This is a genomic window from Faecalimonas hominis, from assembly GCF_054660755.1.
On sequence record NZ_BAAHSH010000045.1, the window covers coordinates 1 to 12,901 of the forward strand.

Genomic DNA, 12,901 nt, shown 5'->3' on the forward strand with positions numbered 1-12,901 from the left:
ATCAAAAATGGTTGACAGAGTTTATTTTCCTCTTATTTAACTTTTCGGAAAATGTTGTAAAAAACACGGAAACAGAGTATAATACAAATGTTAAATACGATTAAATCCAGAATGAATTGGAGGTATAGATATGAAAGGTAGTATGAGTACAGACTTTGGAATTATTACAATTGACCCTGAAGTAATTGCTAAATATGCAGGCTCTGTTGCTGTGGAATGTTTTGGAATTGTTGGAATGGCAGCAGTGAATATGAAAGATGGTCTTGTCAGATTGTTAAAGAAAGAAAGCCTGACGCACGGAATTCAGGTATATATTTCAGAAGACAATAAAATTACGCTGGATTTCCATGTGATTGTTTCTTACGGTGTCAGTATTTCGGCTGTTACGGAAAACTTAATCAGTAATGTGAAATATAAAGTAGAAGAATTTACAGGTATGTCAGTAGATAAAATTAACATCTACATCGAGGGCGTAAGGGTAATCGATTAGTTTAAGGAGGATTTTGTTGTGGCAACAAAAACAATAAATGCAGAAGTGCTTGCCAAGATGTTTTTGGCGGGTGCAGGTAACATAGAGGCGAAAAAAGAATTTATCAATGAATTGAACGTATTTCCGGTTCCTGATGGTGATACGGGTACAAATATGTCCCTGACCATTATGGCAGCGGCGAAGGAAGTGACGGCGATTGAACAGTTTGATATGGCATCACTGGCAAAAGCAATTTCTTCAGGTTCTCTTCGCGGGGCAAGAGGAAACTCAGGTGTTATTTTATCCCAGTTGTTCAGAGGATTTACAAAAGGGATTAAAGAACATAAAGAAGTGGATACGGTTATTTTAGCGAAAGCCTGTATGAAAGCGAAGGATACAGCGTACAAAGCGGTTATGAAACCTAAAGAGGGAACAATTTTAACCGTGGCAAGGGGAATTGCAGAGAAAGCTGTTGAATTGGCTGAGACAACAGATGATTTGGAAATTTTTATTCCGCAGGTAATTGAACATGCAGAATATGTTCTCTCACAGACACCTGATATGTTACCGGTATTAAAAGAGGCAGGAGTTGTGGATTCCGGCGGACAGGGATTGCTTGAAGTGCTAAAAGGTGCATATGATGCGTTTTTAGGCAAAGAGATAGATTACAGTAAGATTGCTCCAAGTACAGGTAAAGCAACTTTAAAAGTGAGCAATGATGTGCCGGCTGATATTAAATTCGGTTATTGTACAGAATTTATTATTATGACTGAAAAAGAATTTACGGAGAAAGATGAAAGAGAATTTAAAGCATATTTGGAATCTATCGGAGATTCTATAGTATGTGTTGCAGATGAGGAAATTGTAAAAATACATGTGCATACAAATGATCCGGGACTTGCTATTCAGAAAGCATTAACTTTTGGTCAGTTATCGAGAATGAAAATCGACAATATGCGTGAAGAACATCAGGAAAAATTAATCCGCGATGCAGAGAAACTTGCTCTGGAGCAGGCGAAGAAAAAGGAAGAACCTAGAAAAGAAATGGGATTTATAGCCGTTTCCATAGGGGAAGGATTAAATGAAATTTTCAGAGAATTAGGCGCAGATTATATTATCGAAGGCGGACAGACAATGAATCCGAGTACGGAGGATATGCTTGCGGCAATCGATGCGGTAAATGCTGAACATATATTTATTTTACCAAACAATAAAAATATTATTATGGCGGCAAATCAGGCGCAGTCTTTAACAAAGGATAAGGAGATTATTGTTATTCCGACGAAGACGGTTCCTCAGGGAATTACGGCAATTATCAACTATATGCCGGAGGCAGATGCGAAGACAAATGAAGAGACAATGCTTGAGGAAATCAAAAACGTGAAGACAGGTCAGGTGACTTATGCGGTCAGAGATACTCACATTGATGACAAAGAAATCCATGAGGGAGACATTATGGGCATCGGTGATACAGGTATTCTTTCTGTTGGAACATCTGTAGAGGAAACGACAAAAGATATGCTTGCACAGTTGGTTGACGAAGATTCAGAACTCATTAGTTTATACTTTGGCCAGGAAGTTTCGGAGGAAGAAGCAGAGCGACTTTCGGCAGAGATTGAGGAGTTGTATCCGGACGCAGATGTGGATACACATTTCGGTGGACAACCGATTTACTACTATGTGCTTGCAGTAGAATAAAAATGATGTGAAATCTAAAAGAAAAGCGATTCTTCGGAGTCGCTTTTTCTATATCAGAAGAATGGAAAAAACTATGAATGAATTATCGAATATTTCAGAATTAAAAGGTGTAGGAGAAAAAACAGAAAAACTATTTTATAAATTAGGTATTTTTACCGTGGGAGATTTGATCCGGTATTTTCCAAGAACATATGATGTATATGAGAAACCGGTGGAAATATCGGAAGTGGAAGAGGGAAGAACGGTTACGGTCACGGGGACGATTTGGGGAGCGGTTCAGGTTACGGGAACTCGTGCGATGCAAATAACAACGCTGACTTTAAAAGATATTTCCGGAACTTTGAAAGTGATTTGGTTTCGTATGCCTTTTTTGAAAAATACACTGCGTTCCGGCAGCGTTATCACTTTGCGGGGTAAGGTGACGAAACGAAAAAGAGTATTGACTATGGAGCAGCCGGAAATTTTTTATCCGAGCAGTAAATACCAGGAGAAGGAAAACACACTTCAGCCGGTATATCCTCTGACGGCGGGAATAACAAATCATATGATTGCCAAGATGGAGCAGCAGGCTTTAGAAAATTTGGATTTAAAGAAAGAAATACTGCCGGCAGAAATCAGACTGCGGTATCATTTGGCAGAATATAACTATGCGGTAAGGGGAATACATTTTCCAAAGAATAAAGAAGAATATTACTATGCAAGGGAAAGGCTTGTGTTTGAGGAGTTTTTGCTGTTCATTTTATCTTTGAGACAATTAAAAGAGAAAAAAGAGAGAATGCAGAACACGTTTTCTTTTGTAATGCCAAAGGAGATAGAAGAATTTCTGGATCAACTGCCATATGAACTGACGAATGCACAGAAGAAAGTTTGGGAGGAGATCAAGCGGGATATAACCGGAGAAAAAGTCATGGCAAGACTTGTACAGGGAGATGTAGGTTCAGGGAAAACGATTATCGCGTTACTCGGATTGATGCTTGTAGGGCTGAATGGGTATCAGGGGGCAATGATGGCGCCGACGGAAGTGTTGGCAAAACAACATTACCACTCTATCCGCGAGATGCTTGACAAGTATCATATTCCTCTAAAAGTGGAGTTACTTACCGGTTCGATGACGGCAAAAGAGAAAAGAATTGCATATGAAAAAATAGGAACAGGTGAAGCGGACCTTATAGTAGGAACACATGCCCTCATTCAGGAAAAAGTAGAATATAAAAATTTGGCTTTGGTCATTACGGACGAGCAACACCGGTTTGGTGTAAAACAGAGGGAAAAATTGTCGGAAAAAGGAAATACTCCTCATATTCTTGTTATGAGTGCGACGCCTATACCGAGAACGCTGGCGATTATTTTATATGGTGACTTGGACATTTCTGTTATTGATGAACTTCCGGCGAATCGACTTCCGATAAAAAACTGTGTTGTAGATACGTCTTATCGGAAGACGGCATATGAGTTTATGAAAAAACAAATCGGACAGGGAAGACAGTGTTATGTCATTTGTCCAATGGTAGAAGAAAGTGAGACGTTACAAGCAGAAAACGTAACAGACTATGCCAAAGCATTGCAAGAAGAATTGGGAGAGCAAATTCATGTACAATATCTGCATGGCAAGATGAAGCAGGCACAAAAAGATGAGATTATGGAAAGATTTGCCCGAAATGATGTGCAGGTACTTGTTTCCACAACCGTAATTGAAGTTGGTATTAATGTCCCGAATTCTACCATAATGATGATTGAAAATGCAGAGAGATTCGGTTTAGCCCAGTTACATCAGTTGAGAGGACGCGTAGGAAGAGGGGAACACCAATCCTACTGTATTTTTATGACGGGAACAAAATCGAAAGAAACAAAGAAACGATTGGAAATATTAAATAAATCTAATGATGGATTTAAAATTGCAGGGGAAGATTTAAAATTGCGTGGCCCTGGAGATTTGTTTGGAATACGGCAAAGCGGAATTTTGGATTTCAAACTTGCAGATGTATTTCAGGACGCAAAAACGCTGCAAAATGCAAACGAGGCAGCAAATCAACTGCTTGAGGACGATCCAGATTTGAAGAGAGAAGAAAATGAAAATTTAAGAAAATATTTACAGAAATATATGCGTGATATATTGTTGGAAACAACTCTTTAATAAGATGGGGAAATAGGCGAAAGGTTGCAGTCTATTTCCCTTTTTAAATAAATTTATTGTAATACGATAAATTTATATTGATTTTTAATAATTTTAATGGTATAGTCTAGTTAGAAATAAAGATATAAGAGTATTTAAGGAGGAATACAATGAAACGAGATACAATATCTAAATTATTAAAAATAATGATACTAGGAATGGGAATCGGTGGATTTGCAATTTTTCTATTGGTTTTCCCGACAGTCAGTAAAGAACTTGTCAGCAGTTATCCAGAGTTTTCAAATTACTATTTACCGTGGCTTATTTTTATTTGGCTTACGGCAATTCCATGCTACATTGTTTTAGGTTTGATGTGGAAATTTGCAACTTCTGTTCGGCAGGGAACTATCTTTACCTTCATCAATGGAAAGAGAATGAAAAAAATATTTTTTTGGACAGTTTCAGACCCAACCTTTTTCTTAATGGGGAATATTTTCCTGTTTTTGTTGAATAGAAGCCACCCGAGTATTTTTATATTGTCAATGGGAATTATATTTATTGGCTATTCGATTGCTGTTATAAGTGTTGCTTTCGCAGAGTTCCTTAACGGTGCGGCTGCATTACAGGAAGAGAATGCGTTGACGATTTAGGAGGTACTTATGGAAGGCGAAATTATTTTTAACATTGATGTTATGCTGGCAAAACGTAAAATGAGTGTGACACAGTTGTCTGAAAAAGTTGGAATTACAATGGCAAACATTTCCATACTAAAGAATGGAAAGGCAAAAGCGATAAAAATATCTACGCTGACTAAACTATGTGAAGCATTAGAGTGTCAGCCGGGAGATATCTTGGAATATCGGGAGAGAGAGGTTTAATGAAAAAACATTTTGTAATGGTTGGCATTATTTTGATTCTTATGTTTCAGATGAGTGCCTGCGATTCAACTGATTTTTCAGAAGAAATTTCTGAAAAAATAGGAGTGGACGTATCCGGTGGGAAGGAAATTACGGTTTCTGACACACATGGAGGTTTTCATGGAGATGGAACAACATACGGAGTCTTAGAGTTTTCTAATAACAAACTGGAAGAGAAGATAAAGAATAATGAGAAATGGAGTAGACTTCCACTTGATAAAGGAGCGGAAACTTTAGCATATGGAACCGGGAAAGAAACTGATGACACAATAGAAATCTCTGGTCCATATATGACAGATGATAAAGGAAATGGACTTATGCCAAAAGTAGAAAATGGATATTATTTTTTATTTAATAAGCAGAATGGGAAAACAGGTATGACTCGTGAAGAGATTGCAAATGCGAGTTCACTTAACGTGATACTGGCGATTTATGATACGGATACACAAAGACTGTATTTCTGCGAGGAAGATACATAAAACTTTTAAACAGTAAAAATCTGCCGATAATTAAAATTACCGACAGATTTTTTGTTTACAAAAAGTTTGGCTTTATTTACCAGCCATCTGTTTTTCCTGTTCTTCGATCATTTTTTTAACCATATATCCGCCAACAGAACCATTCTGTCTTGATGTGAGGTCACCGTTATAACCGTCTGTTAATGGTACTCCAAGTTCACTTGCAACCTCATATTTGAATTTGTCTAATGCTGTTTTTGCTTCAGGTACAGCAGCCCTATTTGATGAACGACTTGTCATGATAATTTCCTCCTTTAAATAATGAAATAATTCTTTGTAACACTTTGTTGTTTTGTTACAAGGATAGTATGTGGAGAAATATTAGAATTAAACTAGTAATTCTTTCTTTTTTTGACAAAATTTGTATATATGTCATAGAGGAAAATACAAGATATTGCGATGTTAATTTCCGTTGCTTGCATATTCAGAACTTTCAACGTATAGTAAAGACAGTATCGATACAAAAATATTGTATAAAGAAGGTATGGACATGATTGGTGAAAATATTAAAAAATATCGTAGAAGAAAAGGAATGAGTCAGGAAGAGTTGGCGGTAAAACTTCATGTGGTGCGTCAGACGGTATCAAAATGAGAGCAGGCTTTATCAGTTCCGGACGCAGAAGTTTTAATGCGTATGGCTTCACTGTTGGAAGTATCTGTAAGCACGCTTTTAGGAAGTGAAATTGAAGATGAAAATAGTGAGCATTTAACAGAGAAACTGGCACAACTAAATGAGCAATTGGCGGAAATACAACGTGAGCAAATAGTTCAAAAGCGAGCAGGGGAGAAAATAGGAGTAGGAATAGTGACTTCAGTGCTGGTGGCATTGAATGTTATATCCTTTTCGGAATATGACGAGAGGCTCTTTGCCATGCTTTTAATTGCCTGTATCATGGTTTTTACGGGTATTGTTTCTCCAAAACTTCCATTTACAAGACATACCGATTTAAGACTGCCGTGGACGGTGCGGGATCAGGATACATGGAATGTGGCTCATAAAGTAATGGGGGTTATTTCATTGCCGATTGCCTGTCTATATGTGGGGTGCTCTCTGACAATAGCGGATTTTGAAGCGGTAACATTGTTTGCCATGCTATTGTGGATTGGTATTCCGGCAGTAATTTCTTATTGTTTCTATATGAAAAAATAATGTTAAAAACTATTGACAATATATTTGAAAATGAGTATATTATAGATGTGATTTAGTTAGTTACTTGACTAACAAACATACAAACAAACAGGTGGTGATATAGTGAACATAAATGCAAATATAGAAAAACCGATTTTTATTCAAATAGCGGAACAACTTGAAGATTCTATTTTTACAGGGGTATTTCCGGAGGAAAGCAAAATTCCTTCCACAAATGAAATATCCGCTTTATTGAACATAAATCCTCATACGGTTTTAAAAGGTATGAATATGTTGGTGGACGAAGAAATTATCTATAAGAAGAGGGGTTTGGGTATGTTTGTAAAAGAGGGAGCGGTTAAAAAGATAAAATTAAAACGACAGGGACAGTTTTATGAACAATATATCGCAACATTGATTGAAGAAGCGTCTAAATTACAAATGAGCAAAGAAGAAATTATTTCATTAATAGAAAGGGGTTATGCACATGAATGCAATTCAAATTAAAAATGTCACAAAAAGATACGACAACTTAACAGCGGTCGATAATGTTTCTTTTTCTTTCGGATTCGGGAAAATCTATGGATTCTTAGGAAGAAACGGTGCAGGGAAGTCTACCCTTATTAATATTATTGCGAATCGTATTTTTGCCGATAGCGGTGAGGTTCTTATTGATGACATACCGGCAAAAGACAATATGCAGGTACATGAAAAAATTTTTTGCATGAGCGAATCTGACTTATATGATACAAGTTTAAAAATTAAAGACCATTTCAAATGGATTGAACGGTTTTATGATAGTTTTGACTTAAATAAGGCTTTTGAAATTTCTGAAAAATTTAATCTTGATACGAATAAAAGATTTAAGGCATTATCCAAAGGTTACCAGTCAATTTTTAAATTAACGGTTGCTTTATCGCTTAATGTTCCGTATGTAATTTTTGACGAACCTGTTTTAGGTTTGGACGCAAACCATAGGGAGTTGTTTTATGATTTGCTTTTAAAAGATTACGAAGATAATGAGCGCACGATTATTATTGCGACACATTTAATTGAAGAGGTGGCAAATATCATCGAGGAAGTTGTGCTGATTGATAAGGGAAAAGTCTTGTTGCAAGAAAAAGTAGAGAACCTGTTGGAAACGGGATATAGTATTTCGGGAGTTGCCGGAGAAGTTGATGATTATTGTTCCGATAAAAAGGTTATCGGCTATGATGAGTTGGGAAATTTGAAAATTGCTTATATCTTAGGGGAGAAAACGCCATTATCTCCAAATAGTAACTTACAAATTTCGACAATGAACTTACAAAAATTATTCGTTAAAATAACAGAGAAAGGCGGTAAATAGTATGAAATATTTAAAATCGGTTGTTCAATATGAGTGCATGACTTCTTTTAAATATATATGGATCTTTTATGCTATACAGTATGCGATTGTCAGCCTTATCACACTTATTATTGGAATTAGTATGGGGACTTTTGAAAATATAGGAACAAATGCATTAGAAATAAATACATTGATTTATGTCAGCATTTTAGGTGTGTTGGGATTTAAAGAAGATTTTAAGATGTTGATACAAAATGGATTTACACGCAAATATATATTTGCTGCCACATTTTCTCTATTTTGTTTTATATCCGGAATAATGGCATTTGTAGATATGGCAATAGGTAATATTATTCATCATTTTAACGATAGATATATTTCTCTTTATGGTGGAATATATGGATATGGCAATTTATTTATGAACTGGTTATGGCTGTTTCTTGTTTATGTACTGATTTGCTGTTTATTATATTTAGTGATACTTGTAATCAATAAAGTTGGGAAAACTACATCAATTTATTTGGGGGTTATTCTTGGTGGTATTGTACTGCTGACAGTTGCGTTATTCAGATATGTATTTTCTGATGAAACTGTAAACAATATTTTGAAGTTTTTCATGAAAACAATGGGATTTATGGAAAGTGGAAGTGTAAACTATATCTTGCCTGTGCTGACACTATTTATATTGGTTGGTATTTTTAGTGTTGTATCTTTTGCAATTATACGCCATACGGAACTTAAGTGAGTAGGAGGTATTAAATAATGAATAAAAAGAAGGTAATAGGGGTTATTGTAATAATTGGATTGCTGCTGATTGGTTGTGCAGTTGCATTTTTTATGAATAGAACAACTTATACATTAAATCTTCCTAAAGCAGACGATTTGAAGAGTATATCTTTAAGTAACCCAAATAAGGAAGAAGAAGTCACAGATATAAAAGAGATAGAAGATATGCTCTATGTGTTAAAAGAAAATGGAAGAACTACTAAAAAAGAAAGTATAAATGACTCTCCTGTTAATACAGAAGAGCCGATAAAAGTAGAGTTTAACTTTAAAAAAGAAGGCTCGTCAGTTGTATATATATATGAAGATGACGGAAAATATTATTTAGAGCAGCCGTACAATGGTATTTATCAAATTAGCGGTGATGAATATAATGATATAGCAAAATATTTTCAATAAACTTTAACAGGTATTTCAATTTGTGTTATATAGTCGTTCATATTGTCGATGACGAGTTCATTGATACCTGTTTCATAAGCATAACCGTGTAAAGTCAATCCTTGCTTGTTTGCGTAAGCGAGGATTTCTTTATATCTGTTGGAAAGTTTGTCCCAATTTCCCTGACAGAAAGCCCGAAGATATGTCCCGGCAGGTTGTAAATGCAGACCTTTTTTGGAGACGGGGTAAGGCATCTCGATATATAAAGCGGTATATTCGCTAAATTTCTTTTCATATAAGTTATCTACAGGAATCATAGCACCGTAGGAGGCATCATGCAGACGGCGAAGCTGATATTTTTTTGTCTCGGAAATAACCTGTTCGATTTCTTTTTCAAAAGGTAAATCTGCTGTCACATCGACTGACACCAGATAATGGCTTTGCTTTTCTATAAGAGTGATGGCAGACAAATCAAGAGAATGCAATGTTTCCATGTCTTTCTGATGATTTACTAAAACTTTTTGAATGGATTTCAGGTGGGAAATGGTCTGATTTAATTCCGTGATTTTTTCCTGTAGGAGACATTCAAAATTGTCGACCGTACGATTTCTCATAAATTTCCTGATTTCCTCAAGAGATACGTTCAATTCTCGCAGCATTAAAATAGTTTCCAATTCCGCACTTTGCTGATAACTGTAATATCTGTATCCGTTTTCTTTTATACAGGCAGGTTTCAACAAACCGATCTCATCATACCACATTAATGTTTTTTTGTTGATTTCGTGCAGAGCAGCAAACTGCCCGATTGTAAATAGTGTATTTTTCTCTTTTAACATAAATATCTCCTTGACTGTACAGTTACTGTACGGTTTATTATATGAAATATGAGAGAGAAAAACAAGATTTATTAGAAAATCGTGAAAAGGAGAAAAAAAACGTATGAGTGAACAGATAATTTTACGGGAATATCAGGAAACGGACAGACAGGCATTAGAGGATATTATACGGGAAACGTGGAAATATGATAGGTTTTGCTGTGCTAAGGTTGCAAAGAAAATGGCAAAGGTGTATTTAAACAGTTGTCTTATAGAACAGACTTTTACGAGAGTTGCGGTTATCAATCATATACCGGTTGGCATTATTATGGGAAAAAATATTCAAAAACATAAATGCCCATTAAAATTGCGGATAAAATGGCTGAAATCCATTGTTTCTCTTTTTGTATCAAAAGAGGGAAGAAAAATCTCCAAAATATTTGGTGGTGTGAAGGGGATTGACGAAGAACTGCTCGCTGACTGTGACAAAGAGTATAAGGGAGAGGTGGTGTTTTTTGCCATTAGTGAAAAATGTCGGGGAAAGGGATTGGGACGTAGACTATTTCAGACAGTTACAGATTACATGAAGTCACAACACATTTCTGAATTTTATCTCTTTACGGATACAAGTTGTAATTATCCGTTTTATGAACATTTGGGATTGATAAGACGGTGCGAAAAGAAGCAGGTCATAGATGTGAACGATGAAAAAGAAGAGATGACTTTTTTTATTTATGAGTATAAAATTTAAAATTGACAAAAAATTGACTTTTATATGATATAATTTTCCTAATCTCATTGATAAGGAGTAAAGGGAAATTGAAAGAAAAATATAAAATTTTAATTGTAGATGACGAGCAATCTATTTTAGATATGTTAAAGTTACAACTTGAATTTGAGGGGTACGCTGTTTTTACTGCCGGTAATGCGAAAGAGACTTTAGATAAAGTGTCGTATGGTCCGGACATTATTTTACTGGACATCAATATGGCCGGTATGAATGGTTTGGATTTATGCGCATCTATTCGGGATTTTATATCCTGTCCGATTATTTTTCTGACGGCGAGAGTATCAGAGCAGGACAAAATCAACGGACTCATGGCAGGAGGAGATGACTATATTACAAAACCATTTTCCGTGAATGAGTTGCTGGCGAGGATTTTGGCGCATTTGCGGCGGGAACAGAGAAGTCATAATAAAACAAAAAGCAAATTTTCGGAAGAACTCATTATTGATTATTCCGATAGAAGCCTTTATATCAAAGGGAACAAAATTGAATTATCAAATAAAGAGTTTGAAATCATACAACTATTATCTGCAAATGCAGGACAAGTATTTGACAGGGAAAAAATTTATGATTGTATTTGGGGAATTGACGGCAGTGGAGACAGTGTTGTTATTAAAGAGCATATACGAAAGATACGGTTGAAATTCAGTGAATTTACGGATAAAACCTATATTACTACAGTATGGGGAGTTGGATATAAATGGGTAAAATAAAAAATACATTTCAGAAGATGTCATTAAAAAAATCGCTGGTTATGCTAGCTGCACTCTGTCTTGGAGGTGTCAGTATATTGTCAATTATTACCATACTGATATTTTCTGACATGCAGCAGAAAATACTGGATACAAGGCCGATTGTTGTTACCGATTATACAATGAAAAATCATGAGGGAACGGGAAGTGAAACTACTGTTGTTCCTCAAAAATATATTTATAAAGAACTTTCAAAGGACAACCAAATATATTATTGGATCGTAACTATTCTTATGGTAATTTTGCCTGTTATCTATATTATAGCGGCTTCTTTGATGGTTGCTAAATTTTATTACAAATTGAAGTTACAGATACCGCTTCAAAATCTGAAAAACGGTATGTACCATATTTCGCAGCAGGATTTAGACTTTCAAATACAGTACACAACTGATGATGAGTTGGGAAAACTGTGTGATACATTTGAATGTATGAGAAATGAGATTCATAAAAGTAACTGCAAAATGTGGGATATGCTACAGGAAAGAAAAGCATTGACCGCTTCAATTTCACATGACCTGAGAACTCCGATTACTGTGGTCAATGGTTATCTGGACTATTTGGAGAAATCAATGGAAAGAAAAATGCTGACAGAAGAACTTCTGCAAACAACAATAAAAAATATGGCAGGAGCAATGAGCAGATTAGAACGCTATGTAGACTGTGTGAAAGATATACAGAAAATGGAAGAAATTGAAATCAGAAAAGAGCAGTATAATTTAAAAGAGATAATTGCCGATATAACAAGAGAATTTTCCGTATTAGCGGCACAATACGGCAGAAAACTTATTATACATGACTTATCACAAGATGCTTTTATTGAAACGGACAAAGATATGTTGTCAAAAATTTTAGAAAATATTTTTGACAATGCACTCCGTTTTTCCACTGATAAAATAGTATTATCGATAGATGAAAAAAAGGATTATATTTGTTTTTCAATACAGGACGATGGTGTTGGATTTACAGCGGAAGAATTAAATTCCGCAACTTCTTTCTTTTACAGTTCGCCCACAAACGGTGGGAATTTTGGCATTGGCCTGTCTATTTGTAAAATACTTTGCGAAAAACTCGGAGGGAATATGTGCTTAGGTAACAACTTCGATTGCGGAGCAATTATAACTATCAAAATCAAAAAATAACTGAAAACTTTTCTGAAAATTGACTTTTCTATGAAATAATCTCCTTACAGAAAGCGTAAGACTAACTATTAAAAGT

The 12,901-nt window shown here is 35.5% G+C and carries 17 protein-coding genes; 15 read left to right on the plus strand and 2 right to left on the minus strand.

Features of this window, described 5'->3' with window-relative positions:
* Positions 1-130 precede the first annotated feature (130 nt).
* The 6 genes from ACYQ35_RS08345 (at position 131) to ACYQ35_RS08370 (ending at position 5,676) form a co-directional block, all read left to right on the plus strand.
* A complete protein-coding gene (locus tag ACYQ35_RS08345; protein WP_009757114.1) occupies positions 131-490 on the plus strand; it encodes an Asp23/Gls24 family envelope stress response protein in 360 nt (119 codons plus the stop codon).
* An 18-nt stretch (positions 491-508) separates the two neighbouring features.
* Complete coding sequence (locus ACYQ35_RS08350; RefSeq protein ID WP_459832187.1) at positions 509-2,167, plus strand: DAK2 domain-containing protein; 1,659 nt, start codon at positions 509-511, stop codon at positions 2,165-2,167.
* A gap of 73 nt (positions 2,168-2,240) precedes the next feature.
* Positions 2,241-4,301: an ATP-dependent DNA helicase RecG gene (gene recG / locus ACYQ35_RS08355; protein WP_459832191.1), complete on the plus strand. Its 2,061-nt coding sequence runs from the start codon at positions 2,241-2,243 to the stop codon at positions 4,299-4,301.
* Positions 4,302-4,450: 149 nt separating this feature from the next.
* Positions 4,451-4,930: a DUF2975 domain-containing protein gene (locus ACYQ35_RS08360; protein WP_459832196.1), complete on the plus strand. Its 480-nt coding sequence runs from the start codon at positions 4,451-4,453 to the stop codon at positions 4,928-4,930.
* Positions 4,931-4,939: 9 nt separating this feature from the next.
* Entirely contained in the window at positions 4,940-5,158 is a 219-nt protein-coding gene (locus ACYQ35_RS08365) for a helix-turn-helix domain-containing protein (protein WP_009757110.1), read from the plus strand.
* Entirely contained in the window at positions 5,158-5,676 is a 519-nt protein-coding gene (locus tag ACYQ35_RS08370) for a hypothetical protein (RefSeq protein WP_459832201.1), read from the plus strand. Before ACYQ35_RS08365 ends, ACYQ35_RS08370 begins: the two co-directional genes overlap by 1 nt.
* Before the next feature lie 72 nt (positions 5,677-5,748).
* On the opposite strand, the gene ACYQ35_RS08375 is transcribed toward ACYQ35_RS08370, so the two are convergent.
* Entirely contained in the window at positions 5,749-5,955 is a 207-nt protein-coding gene (locus ACYQ35_RS08375; protein WP_009757108.1) for an alpha/beta-type small acid-soluble spore protein, read from the minus strand.
* 250 nt (positions 5,956-6,205) lie between these two features.
* Between ACYQ35_RS08375 and ACYQ35_RS08380 the strand changes: the two genes are divergently transcribed.
* The 6 genes from ACYQ35_RS08380 to ACYQ35_RS08405 all read left to right on the plus strand — a co-directional run bounded on the left by ACYQ35_RS08380 (position 6,206) and on the right by ACYQ35_RS08405 (position 9,353).
* Positions 6,206-6,307, plus strand: coding sequence for a helix-turn-helix transcriptional regulator (locus tag ACYQ35_RS08380; protein WP_459832204.1), 102 nt, complete (start codon positions 6,206-6,208; stop codon positions 6,305-6,307).
* Positions 6,308-6,343: 36 nt separating this feature from the next.
* Positions 6,344-6,865, plus strand: a complete 522-nt coding sequence (locus ACYQ35_RS08385; RefSeq protein ID WP_051121371.1) for an SdpI family protein — start codon at positions 6,344-6,346, stop codon at positions 6,863-6,865.
* 102 nt (positions 6,866-6,967) lie between these two features.
* On the plus strand, positions 6,968-7,351 hold the full coding sequence (locus ACYQ35_RS08390; protein WP_459832209.1) for a GntR family transcriptional regulator: 384 nt from the start codon (positions 6,968-6,970) through the stop codon (positions 7,349-7,351).
* Positions 7,332-8,192: an ABC transporter ATP-binding protein gene (locus ACYQ35_RS08395; protein WP_459832212.1), complete on the plus strand. Its 861-nt coding sequence runs from the start codon at positions 7,332-7,334 to the stop codon at positions 8,190-8,192. The genes ACYQ35_RS08390 and ACYQ35_RS08395 overlap by 20 nt, the downstream gene beginning before the upstream one ends.
* Position 8,193: 1 nt before the next feature.
* The gene (locus ACYQ35_RS08400; RefSeq protein ID WP_459832215.1) at positions 8,194-8,916 is read left to right on the plus strand and encodes a hypothetical protein; all 723 of its coding nucleotides are present in this window, start codon (positions 8,194-8,196) and stop codon (positions 8,914-8,916) included.
* A 17-nt stretch (positions 8,917-8,933) separates the two neighbouring features.
* Positions 8,934-9,353: a DUF5301 domain-containing protein gene (locus tag ACYQ35_RS08405; protein WP_459832218.1), complete on the plus strand. Its 420-nt coding sequence runs from the start codon at positions 8,934-8,936 to the stop codon at positions 9,351-9,353.
* Here ACYQ35_RS08405 and ACYQ35_RS08410 read toward each other — a convergent pair.
* The gene (locus ACYQ35_RS08410; RefSeq protein ID WP_459832221.1) at positions 9,347-10,168 is read right to left on the minus strand and encodes a MerR family transcriptional regulator; all 822 of its coding nucleotides are present in this window, start codon (positions 10,166-10,168) and stop codon (positions 9,347-9,349) included. The two genes, ACYQ35_RS08405 and ACYQ35_RS08410, sit on opposite strands and share 7 nt — an antisense overlap.
* Positions 10,169-10,271: 103 nt before the next feature.
* Between ACYQ35_RS08410 and ACYQ35_RS08415 the strand changes: the two genes are divergently transcribed.
* The 3 genes from ACYQ35_RS08415 (at position 10,272) to ACYQ35_RS08425 (ending at position 12,825) form a co-directional block, all read left to right on the plus strand.
* Entirely contained in the window at positions 10,272-10,898 is a 627-nt protein-coding gene (locus tag ACYQ35_RS08415; RefSeq protein WP_009757101.1) for a GNAT family N-acetyltransferase, read from the plus strand.
* A 68-nt stretch (positions 10,899-10,966) separates the two neighbouring features.
* Entirely contained in the window at positions 10,967-11,647 is a 681-nt protein-coding gene (locus ACYQ35_RS08420) for a response regulator transcription factor (protein WP_459832226.1), read from the plus strand.
* Positions 11,635-12,825, plus strand: a complete 1,191-nt coding sequence (locus ACYQ35_RS08425; protein WP_459832233.1) for a HAMP domain-containing sensor histidine kinase — start codon at positions 11,635-11,637, stop codon at positions 12,823-12,825. Before ACYQ35_RS08420 ends, ACYQ35_RS08425 begins: the two co-directional genes overlap by 13 nt.
* Positions 12,826-12,901 lie beyond the last annotated feature (76 nt).

Bases quoted from the DNA above. Each gene is read 5' to 3' on its own strand.
- ACYQ35_RS08400 (WP_459832215.1), top strand. From the start codon at position 8,194: ATGAAATATTTAAAATCGGTTGTTCAATATGAGTGCATGACTTCTTTT.
- ACYQ35_RS08345 (WP_009757114.1), top strand. From the start codon at position 131: ATGAAAGGTAGTATGAGTACAGACTTTGGAATTATTACAATTGACCCT.
- ACYQ35_RS08425 (WP_459832233.1), top strand. From the start codon at position 11,635: ATGGGTAAAATAAAAAATACATTTCAGAAGATGTCATTAAAAAAATCG.
- ACYQ35_RS08365 (WP_009757110.1), top strand. From the start codon at position 4,940: ATGGAAGGCGAAATTATTTTTAACATTGATGTTATGCTGGCAAAACGT.
- ACYQ35_RS08405 (WP_459832218.1), top strand. From the start codon at position 8,934: ATGAATAAAAAGAAGGTAATAGGGGTTATTGTAATAATTGGATTGCTG.
- ACYQ35_RS08380 (WP_459832204.1), top strand. From the start codon at position 6,206: ATGATTGGTGAAAATATTAAAAAATATCGTAGAAGAAAAGGAATGAGT.
- ACYQ35_RS08410 (WP_459832221.1), bottom strand. From the start codon at position 10,168: ATGTTAAAAGAGAAAAATACACTATTTACAATCGGGCAGTTTGCTGCT.
- ACYQ35_RS08370 (WP_459832201.1), top strand. From the start codon at position 5,158: ATGAAAAAACATTTTGTAATGGTTGGCATTATTTTGATTCTTATGTTT.
- ACYQ35_RS08375 (WP_009757108.1), bottom strand. From the start codon at position 5,955: ATGACAAGTCGTTCATCAAATAGGGCTGCTGTACCTGAAGCAAAAACA.
- ACYQ35_RS08360 (WP_459832196.1), top strand. From the start codon at position 4,451: ATGAAACGAGATACAATATCTAAATTATTAAAAATAATGATACTAGGA.
- ACYQ35_RS08385 (WP_051121371.1), top strand. From the start codon at position 6,344: ATGCGTATGGCTTCACTGTTGGAAGTATCTGTAAGCACGCTTTTAGGA.
- ACYQ35_RS08415 (WP_009757101.1), top strand. From the start codon at position 10,272: ATGAGTGAACAGATAATTTTACGGGAATATCAGGAAACGGACAGACAG.
- ACYQ35_RS08395 (WP_459832212.1), top strand. From the start codon at position 7,332: ATGAATGCAATTCAAATTAAAAATGTCACAAAAAGATACGACAACTTA.
- recG (WP_459832191.1), top strand. From the start codon at position 2,241: ATGAATGAATTATCGAATATTTCAGAATTAAAAGGTGTAGGAGAAAAA.